Genomic DNA, 13,630 nt, shown 5'->3' with positions numbered 1-13,630 from the left:
ATTTCAGGCGTCGATGGCAAGGTCGGAGATGGGCACCGCCTGACACGTCAGGCAGCGGCTATCGTCGGCGGGGTCGGCTTCGGGAACCAGGTAACGGACCGCGCCGGAAAGCACTGATACTTCGCAACTTTCGCATTGACCGGTGCGGCATCCGCTGCCAATTGCGACGCCGTGTGACTCGGCAAGGGAGAGCAGACTCCCGTCGGTCGGGGTCCATGTCACGTCACGGCCACTGCGGAGGAACCGCACCGCGTGGGCGGCGTCGGGCGGGGGTGTCCATGTCGGCACGGGCGAGCTGAACCGCTCCTCGAAAATGTCGAATCCGGGAACCCCACGGCTGACCAACCCGGCGCGCAGCTGCCGGATCATCTCGTCCGGTCCGCACAGGTAAAAGCGGGCCCGGTCGGCGAGCAGCGTGGCGGCGACGTCGTCGGCGGTGATCCGGCCTGCGACGTCGTAGTCCAGACCCAGCCGATCGCTTGACTGTGGCCGGCTGTAGTAGGTGTGCATCTGGAGCCCGGGCAGCTCCGTCACCAGCTCGGCCAGCCGCTGTTTGAACACATGGTGGGCGCCGTCGCGGCTGACGTAGTACAGCGAGATCCGGTCGCGGGCATGACGTGCGGCCATGGTCTCCAGGTAACTCATGAACGGCGTGATGCCGATACCGCCGGCGATCAGCACCACCGGCAGGTCCGGTTCGGTGGGCAAAGCGAACCGACCGGCGGGGGCGGTCAGCCGCACCGTGTCCCCGGGGCGGAGCGCGCGGGTCAGGTGGTCGGACACCGGTCCGTCCCCGCGCTTCACCGTGATCCGGTAGCCGCGCCGGTCGGTCTGAATGGCCGGGCCCGACAACGAGTAAGACCGGTTCGCGGTGCCGTCGGGCATGCCGTCGAGGTGCAGTGTGACGTGTTGGCCGGGGCGGAAATCCGGCGGGGCGGCGCCGTGCGATGGCTGCAGGTGGATAGAGACGGAGTCGGTCGCCTCGGTCTCCACGCTGGTCACTGTGAACGGCCGCCCGCCCGGCCAGCACGGGCGGGCATCGGCCACCTTGCGGATGTCGCAGACCAGCGAGCGGTGCGGCACCGAGCCGCTGACCGGGTCGGCGTCATCGGCGGAGACCAGCAGGTTGAAGTTGCTGCCGGTGGCGGTGAACGGGTCATATCCAGGCAGGCCGACGTCGGGAGCGGCCTCCCACCAACCGTATTCGGCGACCACCACCCTGTCGTGCAGCGCGGGGTCGAGGTCGGCGCGCAGCCTGATCCGGCCGTGGCGGGTTTCCAGCTCCACCCAGTCCCCTCCCGCGATCCCGCGTTGGGTGGCCAGTTCGGGGCTGAGGTACACGCTGGGTTCGGCCGCGCGGGCACGCAGCGACGCGAGGCCACGGTGCTGCGTATGGCAGAAACGGCTGGACTTGGTCGAAGTGAGCACCAGGGGATACCGCGGATCGGCACCGTCGCCGACCGGGGAGTCCGCCGGTTCGACGTACCCGGGCAACGGGTCGTAGCCGTGACACGCCAAGCGTTCGGAATATAGTTCCGCCCTGCGGGTTTCGGTGGCGAAGCCCCGCACGCTGCCATCCGGAAGCCGGTCGGCGTACTTGCGGTAGCGTCGGGGCAACGGTATCCGCATGCCCTCCGGGTGCTCCCGCAGTTCGGCCACGGTGATACCGAGCGGGTCGAGCACGTATTGCCATCCCGCCCCGACGTCACCGCCGAAGAATTCCTCGCCCAGCCCGAGCCGCGTCGCCAACGCGAAGACAATCTCGGTGTCCGACCGGCTCTCCCCCACCGGCGGCACCATCCGGCCGCGCAACTGAATCCGCTCCTGCGCCTCGTGGCTGATCTCGAAGCCGGTCTTGAGCGCTTCGCGTTCCCACGGGCTGTTCACCGGCAGCACAATGTCGGCCAGCTCGGCGGTCGGGTTCATGAACAGGTTGGCATGGACGTGGAAGTCCAGGCGCTGCAGCGCCTCCCGGCCGCGGATCGGATCGGACTGGGAGACAAGCAGGTTCGAACCAAATCCCATCAACGCACGTACCGGATAGGGTTTTTCGTCGAGGATCGCGGTGTACAGGTCGTGGGCCATCACCCAGCCCTGCGACGGAGGACCGAGGGGACGTTCGTCGATACCGAGCGCCTTGGCCCGCTGCGCCCCGAGCTGGTCGAAACCGGTGATCGCGTTGACGGGCAGCGCGGGGTGAATCACGTTGCCGCCCGGGTTGTCGAAGGATCCGGTGAGCGCGTACAGGCAGGCGATGGCCCGTTCGGTCTGCGTCGCGTTGGTGTGCTGGCCTACGCCGGACCAGCTGTGATAGGCCACCCGCTGCGCGTCGGCGATCGCGTCGGCCAGGGCGGCGATGTCTGCCTCCGGCGCCCACGTGACCGCCGCGACCCGCTCCAGCGGCCACTCGGCGCAGAGCTGCCGGTAGCGCTGAAACGCCGTGGTGCAACGCACATCTCCGTCCCGGGTGGGCACGACGACTGTGCCGTCCAACGCCAATCCGTCCGGTGCCGGATAGCGGGTGTCGTAGGGCATCACCTGCCGGCCGTCGAACCCGAGGTACGACTCCGGCGAAAGCCCGTCGGCCACCAGATCGTCACCCCGCAGGAACCGGCCGGTGTCGTCGCGCACCAACAACGGGCCGTTGCTCCAGCGTCGGACGAACTCCTCGTCGAACCGGCCGGCTTCGATGAGCCGGTTGGCCACGCCGAGGGCCAGCGCCCCGTCGGAGCCGGGCCGCACACGTACCCACAGGTCGGCCTGCGCACCACTGCCGGCCGAGCGCGGGTCGACCACCGCCACCCTCGCCCCGCGCGCCCGGGCCGTGGCGATCGCGGTGGACTGGGCCAACCAGACCCGGGCCGGGTTGTGCCCCCAGAGCACAGCCAGGTCGGTGTTGGCGTAGTCGGCGGAGGGAATGCCGCGGCCGAACGTGAAGGCGTGCGCGTGATCCTTGTGCCAGTTGCAGATTTCGGTGGCGTACGCGATGTTCGGGCTCCCGAAGAGCCGGATGAACCGCTCCACCCAATCGATCCCGTCGGAGATCGGGGTACCGCTGGGCGAGGTCACCGAAAACGCGACGGCCTCCGGTCCGCTCTCTCGGCGAATCTCGTCGAACCGGGCGGCAATCTCGGTCAGCGCCTCGTCCCACCCGATCTCGACCCAGCCGGGGTCGTCGGCGGTCTTCGGTTTGGTACGACGCAGCGGCCGAGTGAGCCGGCGTGGGCTGTGCACAATCTCCGGGGCGGCCCGGCCTTTCGGGCACAACGCGGCACCGGTCGGATGGTCCGGATCAGGCGCGACAGAAAGGAGCCGATCGCCTTCCACGGTGTAGAGCGCACCGCACCGCGAACGGCACAGCGTGCAGTATCCGTGGCGAATCGGCATCCCTCTCCTCAGTGGCCGGTAATCGATTACCGATAACCGGCTATAGTTGTGCCTTGGCGATACCCTGTCAAGCGGGCAGCGATCGGAGGGGTCTATTGAGCACGGCTCTGCGTCGAGTAAGCCTGCGCGAGCAAGCGCTCGACGTGCTACGTCAGGCGCTGGTCTCCGGCGAGATCAAGCCAGGCGACATCTATTCCGCGGCCGCCCTGGCCGAGCGGCTCGGCGTCTCCAACAGCCCGGTGCGCGAGGCGATGCTCACGCTCGTGCACGAGGGATTGATGGAGGCGGTGCCCAACCGGGGTTTCCGGGTGGTGCCGCTGTCTGATGCCGATCTCGATGAGATCTACCAGCTGCGGCTGCTGCTTGAGGTGCCGGCCATGGTTCAGCTGGCTGAACGCGGAATCGCAGGCGAGCGGGAACGATTCGAGTTGCTGGCCCAGGACATCGAGCAGGCCGCGGCGGACCGTGACGTCATCCGGTTTCTGGAAGCCGATCGGGCGTTCCACCTAGAACTCCTGGGCTTGCTCGGCAACGCGCGACTGGTGTCCATCGTGGCGAATCTGCGGGACCAAACCCGCCTCTACGGACTGAAAGCGCTGGCGCGGCAAGACAAGCTCGGTGCGTCGGCGGCCGAGCACCGTCAGCTGCTCGCCGCGATCGACGCGGGTGACGCCTCCGCGGTGGACCGGCTTGCGCGGGCACATCTCGAACACACGCGCGGCGAATGGGCCGGAACCGATCAGCAGTAACGCTATCCGTCTAAAGGACAAGAAGGCCCGGCGCTACGCGGGATGCATTGTCCGCACACAGCGTTCGTTACACCGCGTCGTCGAGGCCCAAGTATTCCGCCTGGCTCAGCATCTCGCGCTTGTAACTCGACCTGAGCTCGTCGAGCACGGCGACGGTCTGCGACGTCAACTCGTCTCGAATCCCACTCTGCGCGTGAGCGAATGGGATGAACGCGCGCAACAAGTCGGGGGCGTCCAGCGCTACCTCCAACGGAATCCAGTCGTCGAAGTACTGCGTGCCGCCGATCGCTCCTTCCACACGCGCCGCACTCCACCGAGACGGATCCCGATCATCATCGAGGAGTTCTAGCAGCAAGTCCCGATGGCTGTGGTCGGTGAACGGCGCCGCGGCATCGGTCGCGAAGAACGCGTCGCACAGCTCCTCGGCCGCCTTCCAGTCCACCGCCCGTGACCGGTGCGTACCACCTTCAGGCAGTCGCTGCACCAACCACTGCACCAGTGGCCGGTACAGCGGCCAGTTGTCGGCCGTCGGCATGAATGTTGGCTTGATGAACGCATTTTCGATCCACGCTCGCGCGTCAGCCAGGCTCATCTCGACAACATCGGTATCGGTGCTGGATTCGGCCACCCGCGCGAGTGCCTCGTCGATCGGATCCGGCACCACGCCGCCATCGACAATTCCCGACAACATGTTGTGGTCGATCTCAACCGCTACCGTCAACTCATGGTGACCGTCGAGGCGCGCACCGATGACGAGTTCGTCGGCATCGCCGAGCACATGGGTTCGGCGCACGGCCCGGTACGCCTCGACCCGCGGTAGGGCACTGATCCATCGCGGCAGATGCTCGTTGCGTTCCGCGAGCTCCTGTCGGCACCGGAGCTGTGCCGCTGGTTCGTCGACGAGAAGTTCGGCAACTACGGCCAGCAACGCCGTCGTCTCCCGGTTCCGCATGCCGATCAAGTTGGTCAGGATGTTGTCCAGCCGGCTCGTATCCCACTGCGCCGCGTGGATCGCCCTGCTGGCCAAGTCCAGCAGATAAGCAGGATGCCCACGCGCCATGGCGCGGCGCACGATGTCCGTGAGCGTCGGTTCGGCACGGTTTTCCAGGTTGCGCTTCTTCGCGCGCCGCGCATCTCGGCGGTCCTGTTTGGCCCGGCGCGCGCGTCGTTTGTCACTCATAACGCGGACGCTACTCAGGGGCAGTGACATGTCGGCTGACTCGCCCCGCGGATCAATGTCGCAGCGGTATCGATCGATGCCGGAAAGGGATTAGACCGCCCTCCGAATCGCGCGTAATTTCACGCTAACAATCAGGTCGGAGCCAATACTGGCCCTACTGAAAGAGATTCGATGTACACCACACGGCGCAACCTGCTCCTGGGCGCGGCAGCTACCGTGGCCGCCGCCATGGCCACGAGCGCGTGCTCGGAATCGTCCCCACCACAGTCGTTGCCGCAGCTGCCCGCATCGCCGCCCGAGCCGTCCTCGTTCCGACCGAACCTGCGCTATCCCGACCCGGCCGTCGAGATCCTCGATCCGAGCTTCGCGAAGTACCGGATCTATTCGAGCACACTCGAGCAGGTCGGCACCGGTATGCGTTGGGCCGAGGGCCCGGCCTACTTCCCCGACGGCGGATACCTTCTCTGCAGCGACATTCCGAACAACCGGATCATGAAGTTCGACGAAAACGACGGCACCCTCTCGGTGTTCCGCAGCCCCGCCAACTACGCCAACGGCAATGCGCGGGACCGCCAGGGCCGGCTCGTCACCTGTGAGCACTCGGCCACGCGCCGTGTCACCCGCACTGAGAAGGACGGCGAGATCACGGTGCTGGCCGACAGTTTCGAGGGCAAGCGCCTCAACGCACCCAACGACATCGTCGTGAAGTCCGATGACACCATCTGGTTCACCGATCCGCTGTTCGGGATCAATGGCGAATGGGAAGGCAGCCGCGCCGAGCCCGATCAACCCACCACCAACGTCTACCGCGTCACCCCGGACAAGCAGATCACGGCAGTCATCACCGACCTGGTCAATCCGAACGGCCTAGCCTTCTCCCCCGACGAGAAGAAGCTCTACGTCGTCGAATGGAAGGCCACCCCGAACCGCAGCCTGTGGAGCTACGACGTCGCCAACGACGGCGCCGTCTCCAACAAGACCAAGCTGATCGACGCCGCCGACCAGGGCGCGCTCGACGGTTTCACCGTCGACCGCGACGGCAATCTCTGGTGCGGCTGGGGTAGCAACGGTGCGCTCCAGGAACAGCCGACCGACGTCGGCGGCCGTCAGGTCTACCAACTCCGCGGCAAGCCCGATGATCTCGACGGCGTGAAGGTGTTCAACCCACAAGGCAAGGCGATCGGATTCATCCGCCTGCCCGAACGGTGCGCCAACCTCACCTTCGGCGGGCCGGAGAACAACCGGCTGTACATGGCGGCGTCCCATTCGCTCTATGCGCTGTATGTCGAAACCCATGGGGCGACCTAAAGTTACTTCGCGTACAGCGCCTTCATTTGACAGCGTTGCGCTCCTGCACACGCTTCGCAGATACCTTGGCCATCCTGCCCCTTCGACCGTAAGCAGCCCGGAAATGCCCCTGCGTCACGTATACACACGCCCACCGACAACAACGCCGTGCACCGGCTGAACGCGTTCAGACCCGGATCGGGACCCGCTCGGAAAGTGTCAGGTGAATCGACCCACAGTCATCATGCCACCGCAGCCCGCGCCCCCAGATACACCTCCGTCGGCATCGCCTGACGCAACCGCCACGTGATCGCCATCGGCCGGTCGCCGTCATGCGACACGTAATCGGCCGGCCCGAGGAAGATGTATGGCGCGGCGCCGAGCGCGTTGGTCTTGGTCTCCCGCACGAATAGCAGGATGTGGGATCCACGCTCGCGGTGGTGGATGTAGCGCTGGCCGGTTGGTGACGCCGAAGACGTCGTCGACTGTGACTCCCAGTGGAACAGTTCCGGACTAAGCGCGAAGTCGCGGTACATCGTCGTTGGCGAGTAGTCAGTGTCGGACTTCTTCAGCGTGATAAGGAAAGCGTCAGCGTTGACGGCCGGGCACCATGCCACGCCCTCGCGCATGGTGGCCGGCGTCCGCTTATCGGACACCCAGCCGAGTGCAGCGAGGATCTCCTCCCGTGAGTAGCTGGCGTGTAAGGCCAGCGGCACGTCGACGAAGTCGGCACCCATGTTCGACAGTTCATGCGTGCTGCGGTGGGCACCATCGAAAGCGATGTCGATCACCTGGCGCATCTCCTCAGCCACTGCTTCACCATGAAGCGCACTGAGCCCCTCTGTGAGACTGCTGAATCCACTGCCATTGGGGAACAGCGAGTAGAACAGCATGGCCCTCAGCCGCTCCCCGACAACACCGCTCTCGGCACCTTGATGCTGCAAGAGCGCGCGGTAGGCCTCCCAGCGCCGCCGGTCGTCGACATGGGCCAATGCCTTCACCCGCTTGACCAGCTCGGTCTCACGCGGCCCGCGCTGCTCCCCCAGCTTTCCGGCATCCCGGCACAGAGTTGTCCATGACCGATCCGTGCGAAGGATGTCTTCGAGCCCGCGTCCTGATTCCTCCAGATAGGAGGCCAGCCGGTCGTCGGGATGCGCCCGTATCTCCGATACCAACGCGGCTTTCTTCGGCGACACCTGCTGGCGCACGTTCTCGAGCACGAGTTCCCGCGCCACCGAGTCCAGCACGATCTGGCTACCCGACGGCAGGAAAGGAAATCCTTCCTTCACTTGCTTTTCCAGTTGCTTGCGTCCCAGCCCAGTGAGCGCTCGGAAGCGTTGGTCGAACCGGAACTCGCGACGTTGATGACCAACAAAGTCCAGTGCCGTCAACACAGTCTTGCCAGGCGCGAGCCGCAACCCGCGTCCGAGCTGTTGCAGGAATACCGTCGCGCTTTCGGTCGGGCGGAGAAATAGCACGGTGTCGACCAGCGGGATGTCGAGGCCCTCATTGAACAGGTCAACCGTGAATAGCACGTTGATGTCCCGATTACGCAACGCGGCCAAGGCTGAGCGCCGCTCCGCGGAATCGTCGATGCCTACGATGGCTCGCGCGGGAATGCCTGCGGCAACGAACTGTTCGGTCATGTAGCGGGCGTGATCGACACTTACACAGAACCCCAGCGCCCGCATCTCGCCGAGATCAGCGACCTTGTCCCGCAATTGGTCGAGCACGATACGTGTGCGCGCATCGTTTCCGGTGTACACCGCGCTCAGCTCGGTCAAGTCGTATCCGCCGCGTTTCCACTGCAGCGTCTCTAGGTCCGTGCCGTCATGGATGCCGAAGTAGTGAAACGGGCACAGCAGGTTCTGCTCGAGCGCATCCCACAGCCGAAGCTCCGCAGCCACCCGTCCATCGAAGAACGACCGCACATCGATGCCGTCGCCGCGCTCCGGGGTAGCCGTCAGCCCGAGCAGCTCCATCGGCGCGATGTGGTCAAGCAGCCGACGGTAGGACGCCGCCTGCGCATGGTGAAACTCGTCTATCACCACGATGTCGAACCGATCCGGCTCGATTGTGGAAAGCCGTTCGACAGTGAGGGATTGGATACTGGCGAACACGTGGCGCCACCGCGTCGGCTGATCGCCATCCACGAGTATCTCCCCAAACAACGGGTCAGTGAGCACCTCCTGATACATCCGACGTGCCTGTTGAAGGATCTCTTTGCGATGCGCTACGAACAACAGCGTCAGGTCGCGGCCATGCACTTCACGAACCAGCCGTCGGTAGTCCAGGGCGGCGATCACGGTCTTGCCGGTGCCGGTGGCGGCGACAATAAGATTGCGGTGGCGGTCATGTAGGACACGTTCGGCATCGAGTTGCTCGAGCAGCTCGGCTTGATACGGCTTAGCTGTCACCTCCAACCCGGATAGCGTGATTGCCAACGGGTCACGTTGCTTCTTACCAGACGCGACCTCCAACGCGCCTCGCAACTTGTCGCCGTCCTCGAGGGGCCGGTAACGTTCGAATTCGCGGTTCTCCCAGTAGGAATCAAAAGTGGCGCGGAACTTCTCCAACAGATGCGGAGTCGAGACAGCTGACAGCCGCACGTTCCATTCCAGGCCGTCAACGAGCGCTGCGTGTGACAAGTTGGACGAACCGACATAAGCGGTATGAAAGCCCGTGTTACGACGGAGCAGCCAAGCTTTGGCGTGTAACCGGGTGCGATCAGTCTCGTAGTTGACGCGCACCTCGGCGCCGAATTCGTTGACCAGCGCATCCAGTGCACGCGCATCAGTCGCGCCCAAGTAGGTCGTGGTGATGACGCGCAGCGGCACCCCGCGTTCGCGCAACTCGGTTAGCTCGCGCTCCAACAGCCGCAGTCCCTGCCATTTAACGAACGCGCACAATAGATCGACGTGGTCGGCGCTGCCGAGTTCGGCCCGCAATTCCGCGGCGAGCGTCGGCTCCTTGCGCGCATTGGTCAACAAAGCGGCGTCGGACAGCGGTGTGACCGGACGTGGGAGTTGCGGTGCGCCAAGGGTTTTAGGCATGACAGCTTCGAGTCGACTGATATTGCCCGAGCCGTCCTGGTGCAACGACTCGGTGACCGCCTCCGGGTCGCCGAGCACCTCGAGTATGTTGCGAAGCAACTGTGCCCGCGCCCCGGCGTTGCCGGCCGCACGCAGCCGGCGCTCGATGAGCGGCGTGAGGTGCCGCGCAAGAGTCAACGCCTGCTCGGCGTCGTCGACGGCAGCGATCTCAGGGAGCAGGTCAGGTCGACACAGCAACTCACCGTTGAGCCGTTCAGTCAGCAGCGATTCGTACAGTCCTGCGTCCACTCGGGGAGGTTAACGCGTGGCACCGACAGTCGACAGCACGTCGTGTCGGTCCTGAGCCTGGCGTGGTCAATCCCCCGCACAGCCAACATGACTGTGCCGAGCGGAGGGGCCCAGCAAACGCGACTCATCGATCAAACGCATGGGTGCGCTGCCACGTTGTCGAGTGACCACGCTGCCGTCCACCCATGCCAAGGCCATGAGCTGAATTCGTGCGTCGAGGCGCCATCTGGGACTGATAAATTTGTCAGCAAACTAGCAAATGTCGGGTGCGCTAGACGGGGGTCTCTTGATGGCGAACGAGTTACAGGTTGATGCGGTCGCGGTGTCGACGGCGGCCGGTCGGATCGATACGGCTGCTGATGGATTGCGAGCGGCACATGCTGCAGTTCATGACCGCATCGCCGCGGCCCAAGCGGGCTGGGTGGGCAGCAGCGCCGCGGCGCTGGCCGGCGCGACCGCGAAATGGCAGGAACAATCCTCAGCCCGCTACACCGAGATGATCAGGCATGCTGCGGATTACCGAACCGCGGCAGCTAACTACACAAGCACCGACGAAAGCGAGGCCGCCGACGTCGAGGCGAAGGCCGCCGCGATGGGGCTGTAGGCGCCATGAGCCTGTCGATGGCCGATGTGGATCATTGGGATCCCGGCCAGATCGACGAAGTCAGTGAAGCGCTTGTCGAACGCGCTCGACACAGTGGAACGGCGGCCGGCGAGCTGCGCGGGGCGCACGCGATCGCGGACTGGGATGGCGAAGCCGGCGAGGCCGCCAAAGAAGCCTTGGAGAAATCGGCCGTTGAGCACGACTCCTCGGCTCAAAACGATGTCTTGGCTGCAATGGCGGCCAAGAAGTCTGCCGGGGACGTCCGCGCTGTAAAGAATCAGCAGAAAAGCATCCTCGAAGACGCCGCCGCCGACCCGGCGGTGTCGATCAACTTAGAGACCAACACGATCACCCCACCGGATACCACCGACTGGGAAGAAGACGACGTTAAGAAGCTAGCCGACAAGATGCGCGATCTGGAAGACCGCATCGTGGCGTTGCTGGCCGCCGCTCAAGAAGCCGACGAAAACCTGGCACGCGTGTTGAACGCGGCGGCCGGCGGGGAGCCCGAAACACCTGCCGAGCAAGGCGCCACGGGCGGCCCCGCTGCAATCCTTTCTGAGCTGCAACGCGCCACTGACCAGGCGGTTGTTGATCAGATGGCCAAAATTCAAGGGATACAGAAACAACTAGACGATGCCCTGAAGACCATGTCCATGAACACCCCGGGGACGTCGGAGTTCGACACCGCAAACAACACCGCCCGCAGGCTCAAAGGTGAGCTAGCCGCCGCGCTCAACGATCTCGGCAACATCCCGGACTATTCGCAGATCGATCCGAAGTCGATCACCGTATCCCCGGACGGCCATTTCCTGATCAACACCACCCACGATGGCGTCCCCTATCAGGTGTATGGACAACTCAGGAACGGAACCGGCGAGTTTTTCGATCAAGCCAAAGGAACCAGCTACACCTTCAAAGGTGGCACGCTCGTCAGTACCAACACGCCTGATCCAGGCAAAGTCACACCCGACGACGAGCTCCTGTTCAACGCGGTCACCACCGCGGTCGGCGCGCCGGAAGCCGCGTTAGCGGCCAAGGGACTCGGACAGGCCGGAATGCATGGTTTAAAGACCCTTCTCGGACGCGAGGCGTTTGAAGGCGCGGCAGCCCTCACCGGTGACAACGTCATCCCCAAGGCACTTGTCGCGGCCGAAGCCCGCGCCGATGACGCCGCAGCCAACCTCGCCAGCCATCCTCCGCCAGTTGATCGCCCCACACCAGCGCCAGTCGAAAATCCAACGCCCGCACCCGTCGGCCGCGAACAACCCTTGCCCAGCGACTCACCTGAACAGCCGACGCCGCCGACCACCGGCGCAGACGACACTCCCGCAACCACACCAGACGGGACGGATCATGATCAACCGATCGAGCCGCCACTGGCTACGACCAGCGACGAAGCACCTTTCCCAGCACCACAAAGTATCTCTGGCATGACAGAGCACGGCGCCCAGCAAGTAATGACTCGAGACGGACATGGCGTAAGCGACGAAGCGTTACAGAGCGCAGTCGACAAACCCACCCAACCTCCCAGATTCACCCCTGACAACTACGGTGGTACATACCGCTACGTAGGCGAGGACGCAATAGTGGTCTTAAACAAAGACGGACAAGTGGTGACGGCATGGGCAACCAGCCGCGGCGGATGGAGAACTCCGTGAGTAATATTCTCGACGCGATCTCAGATGAAGCGCGTGCCGTTATTGAAGAAGAACTGGCGCAACGGAATCCGACGCTATTGCATTCACTTCAGGCGGCCGAGCGGCCCACCAACGAACAGAGCGACGCGGTTATCGACGCACTCTCAGCAGCGTTGAGCGAAAACTTCGGACCCGGTCACATACCAAATGAGCGCGGCATGGCGATCGACAATGCTGTCGGAGCCTATCTTTTGGCCTGGCCGATAGATCGTTAAGCTGACCCGCCCAACGGACAGCGCTGTCGCACATTAGACGTCAATGTCTTCAGCCGAGCAGCGATCCCGGCGCAACAATCGGGTGTCACGGCCAAAGTAGCGATCTGAGCGCACTCCCCGTCATGCAACGCCTGGCCAAAGGTCACCAGCCTCACCTCGTCGACACGCGTATCCGCCGCGGCCATGGTCTCGACGGCCTGCAGCATGGCATCTTGGCGTGGCCTGCCGTTAAAGACGCCTGCTGGCATAAACCTTCAAGCGAGAATTGAGATTATGGCGACTTTAGAAGAACTATTCTTCACCGATACAGGCCAAATGAGAGCCCACAATGCCTCGTTGGTGAACCCATTTACCGAGGAGGATAGCCTGCTCGAGGCGCAAATCCTCGAAGTCCGATATGACGGAATCAGGTCGACTTTGGGCATAATCTTCGAAATGCGCCTCGCGGAGATAATTGGGGTCACTAGCACCGCACTCCTAGTGGCCTCAAACGTGAGTCAGTATTCCTGGAGGCAGGTTGAACGCCACGGCGAGAGTACAGCATGGACGGTTATCGGCGCGATCCCCAAGAATACGGAGTCGGGTCTTTCTCTTGAACTGACAGCCTCGCCGAGCGCTTCATTGTCGTTCACGGCCCGTCGAGCAGTGTTTTATACCTTAAGGATCGCTCATCTCGAGGGGTCCCCACCTCCTGACTACGTAGACGACGACATACGGGCGATACGTGCTGGTGTTGCATGCTGGAATTCAGAAGCAGAAGTGGTGAGAGTTGACTACATTGACCCCAGAAACACTTCGCAGCGATGGTGAGCGTGAGTTTCATTTTCGACGTCGGTGACGACACCGTCTGGAGTCCCGCCTTACGTGTGGGTGACTTGTACGTCCGGTTCATCACTCAAATCGGAGAACACCTCGGTCTTCCTACCGGCCTGAGTTCGATGGCTTCGGATTATTACTACATAGATCCCGACATCTTCGAGGCGTTGGTCAAGAAGATGTTTGAAGAGAACTTCCGCAGTACTCACCGAGTCGGACGCGCAATGCTGGAGTCGGTGCTCGCGCCGTCAGCGGTCATTCTGGATCGCATCAATCGTCCCTTGTCCGCGGCTACACCAGACGAACGCGAGTTCTTGGAGAAAGCGCGCGCACTCTCGATGGCGCGATAGA

At 63.8% G+C, this 13,630-nt stretch carries 10 protein-coding genes; 7 read left to right on the top strand and 3 right to left on the bottom strand.

The window, feature by feature from the left end; translation table 11 throughout:
* Positions 1–3: 3 nt before the first annotated feature.
* Positions 4–3,387: a molybdopterin-dependent oxidoreductase gene (locus AWC31_RS23960; RefSeq protein ID WP_085146437.1), complete on the bottom strand. Its 3,384-nt coding sequence runs from the start codon at positions 3,385–3,387 to the stop codon at positions 4–6.
* 95 nt (positions 3,388–3,482) lie between these two features.
* On the opposite strand from AWC31_RS23960, the gene AWC31_RS23955 reads away from it, so the two are divergent.
* On the top strand, positions 3,483–4,136 hold the full coding sequence (locus AWC31_RS23955; protein ID WP_234816979.1) for a GntR family transcriptional regulator: 654 nt from the start codon (positions 3,483–3,485) through the stop codon (positions 4,134–4,136).
* Positions 4,137–4,203: 67 nt separating this feature from the next.
* Here the strand turns inward: AWC31_RS23955 and AWC31_RS23950 are convergent, their stop codons facing one another.
* Entirely contained in the window at positions 4,204–5,316 is a 1,113-nt protein-coding gene (locus AWC31_RS23950; RefSeq protein WP_084356922.1) for a hypothetical protein, read from the bottom strand.
* Positions 5,317–5,487: 171 nt separating this feature from the next.
* Here AWC31_RS23950 and AWC31_RS23945 point away from each other — a divergent pair, with 171 nt between their 5' ends.
* Positions 5,488–6,624: an SMP-30/gluconolactonase/LRE family protein gene (locus AWC31_RS23945; RefSeq protein ID WP_067856153.1), complete on the top strand. Its 1,137-nt coding sequence runs from the start codon at positions 5,488–5,490 to the stop codon at positions 6,622–6,624.
* A gap of 221 nt (positions 6,625–6,845) precedes the next feature.
* Here AWC31_RS23945 and AWC31_RS23940 read toward each other — a convergent pair whose 3' ends face one another.
* A complete protein-coding gene (locus tag AWC31_RS23940; protein WP_067856150.1) occupies positions 6,846–9,944 on the bottom strand; it encodes a DEAD/DEAH box helicase in 3,099 nt (1,032 codons plus the stop codon).
* Positions 9,945–10,233: 289 nt separating this feature from the next.
* Between AWC31_RS23940 and AWC31_RS23935 the strand changes: the two genes are divergently transcribed.
* The 5 genes from AWC31_RS23935 to AWC31_RS23910 all read left to right on the top strand — a co-directional run bounded on the left by AWC31_RS23935 (position 10,234) and on the right by AWC31_RS23910 (position 13,629).
* Complete coding sequence (locus AWC31_RS23935; RefSeq protein ID WP_067856147.1) at positions 10,234–10,548, top strand: WXG100 family type VII secretion target; 315 nt, start codon at positions 10,234–10,236, stop codon at positions 10,546–10,548.
* 5 nt (positions 10,549–10,553) lie between these two features.
* Entirely contained in the window at positions 10,554–12,209 is a 1,656-nt protein-coding gene (locus AWC31_RS23930; protein WP_085146436.1) for an Rv0964c family protein, read from the top strand.
* Complete coding sequence (locus AWC31_RS23925; RefSeq protein ID WP_067856350.1) at positions 12,194–12,463, top strand: hypothetical protein; 270 nt, start codon at positions 12,194–12,196, stop codon at positions 12,461–12,463. Before AWC31_RS23930 ends, AWC31_RS23925 begins: the two co-directional genes overlap by 16 nt.
* Before the next feature lie 204 nt (positions 12,464–12,667).
* On the top strand, positions 12,668–13,273 hold the full coding sequence (locus AWC31_RS37510) for a hypothetical protein (RefSeq protein WP_165766053.1): 606 nt from the start codon (positions 12,668–12,670) through the stop codon (positions 13,271–13,273).
* A gap of 2 nt (positions 13,274–13,275) precedes the next feature.
* Positions 13,276–13,629 carry a DUF6086 family protein gene (locus tag AWC31_RS23910; protein WP_085147267.1) on the top strand — a complete coding sequence of 118 codons (354 nt, stop codon included), beginning with the start codon at positions 13,276–13,278 and terminating at the stop codon, positions 13,627–13,629.
* The last annotated feature ends 1 nt before the right edge of the window (position 13,630 follow it).

It is taken from the genome of Mycolicibacterium wolinskyi, from assembly GCF_002101965.1.
GTDB lineage: Bacteria > Actinomycetota > Actinomycetes > Mycobacteriales > Mycobacteriaceae > Mycobacterium > Mycobacterium wolinskyi.
Note: the sequence above shows the minus strand (reverse complement) of the source record. Positions and strands in the feature narration are given on the sequence as shown.

Bases quoted from the DNA above. Each gene is read 5' to 3' on its own strand.
- AWC31_RS37510 (WP_165766053.1), top strand. From the start codon at position 12,668: ATGGCATCTTGGCGTGGCCTGCCGTTAAAGACGCCTGCTGGCATAAAC.
- AWC31_RS23930 (WP_085146436.1), top strand. From the start codon at position 10,554: ATGAGCCTGTCGATGGCCGATGTGGATCATTGGGATCCCGGCCAGATC.
- AWC31_RS23935 (WP_067856147.1), top strand. From the start codon at position 10,234: ATGGCGAACGAGTTACAGGTTGATGCGGTCGCGGTGTCGACGGCGGCC.
- AWC31_RS23950 (WP_084356922.1), bottom strand. From the start codon at position 5,316: ATGAGTGACAAACGACGCGCGCGCCGGGCCAAACAGGACCGCCGAGAT.
- AWC31_RS23945 (WP_067856153.1), top strand. From the start codon at position 5,488: ATGTACACCACACGGCGCAACCTGCTCCTGGGCGCGGCAGCTACCGTG.
- AWC31_RS23960 (WP_085146437.1), bottom strand. From the start codon at position 3,387: ATGCCGATTCGCCACGGATACTGCACGCTGTGCCGTTCGCGGTGCGGT.
- AWC31_RS23925 (WP_067856350.1), top strand. From the start codon at position 12,194: ATGGAGAACTCCGTGAGTAATATTCTCGACGCGATCTCAGATGAAGCG.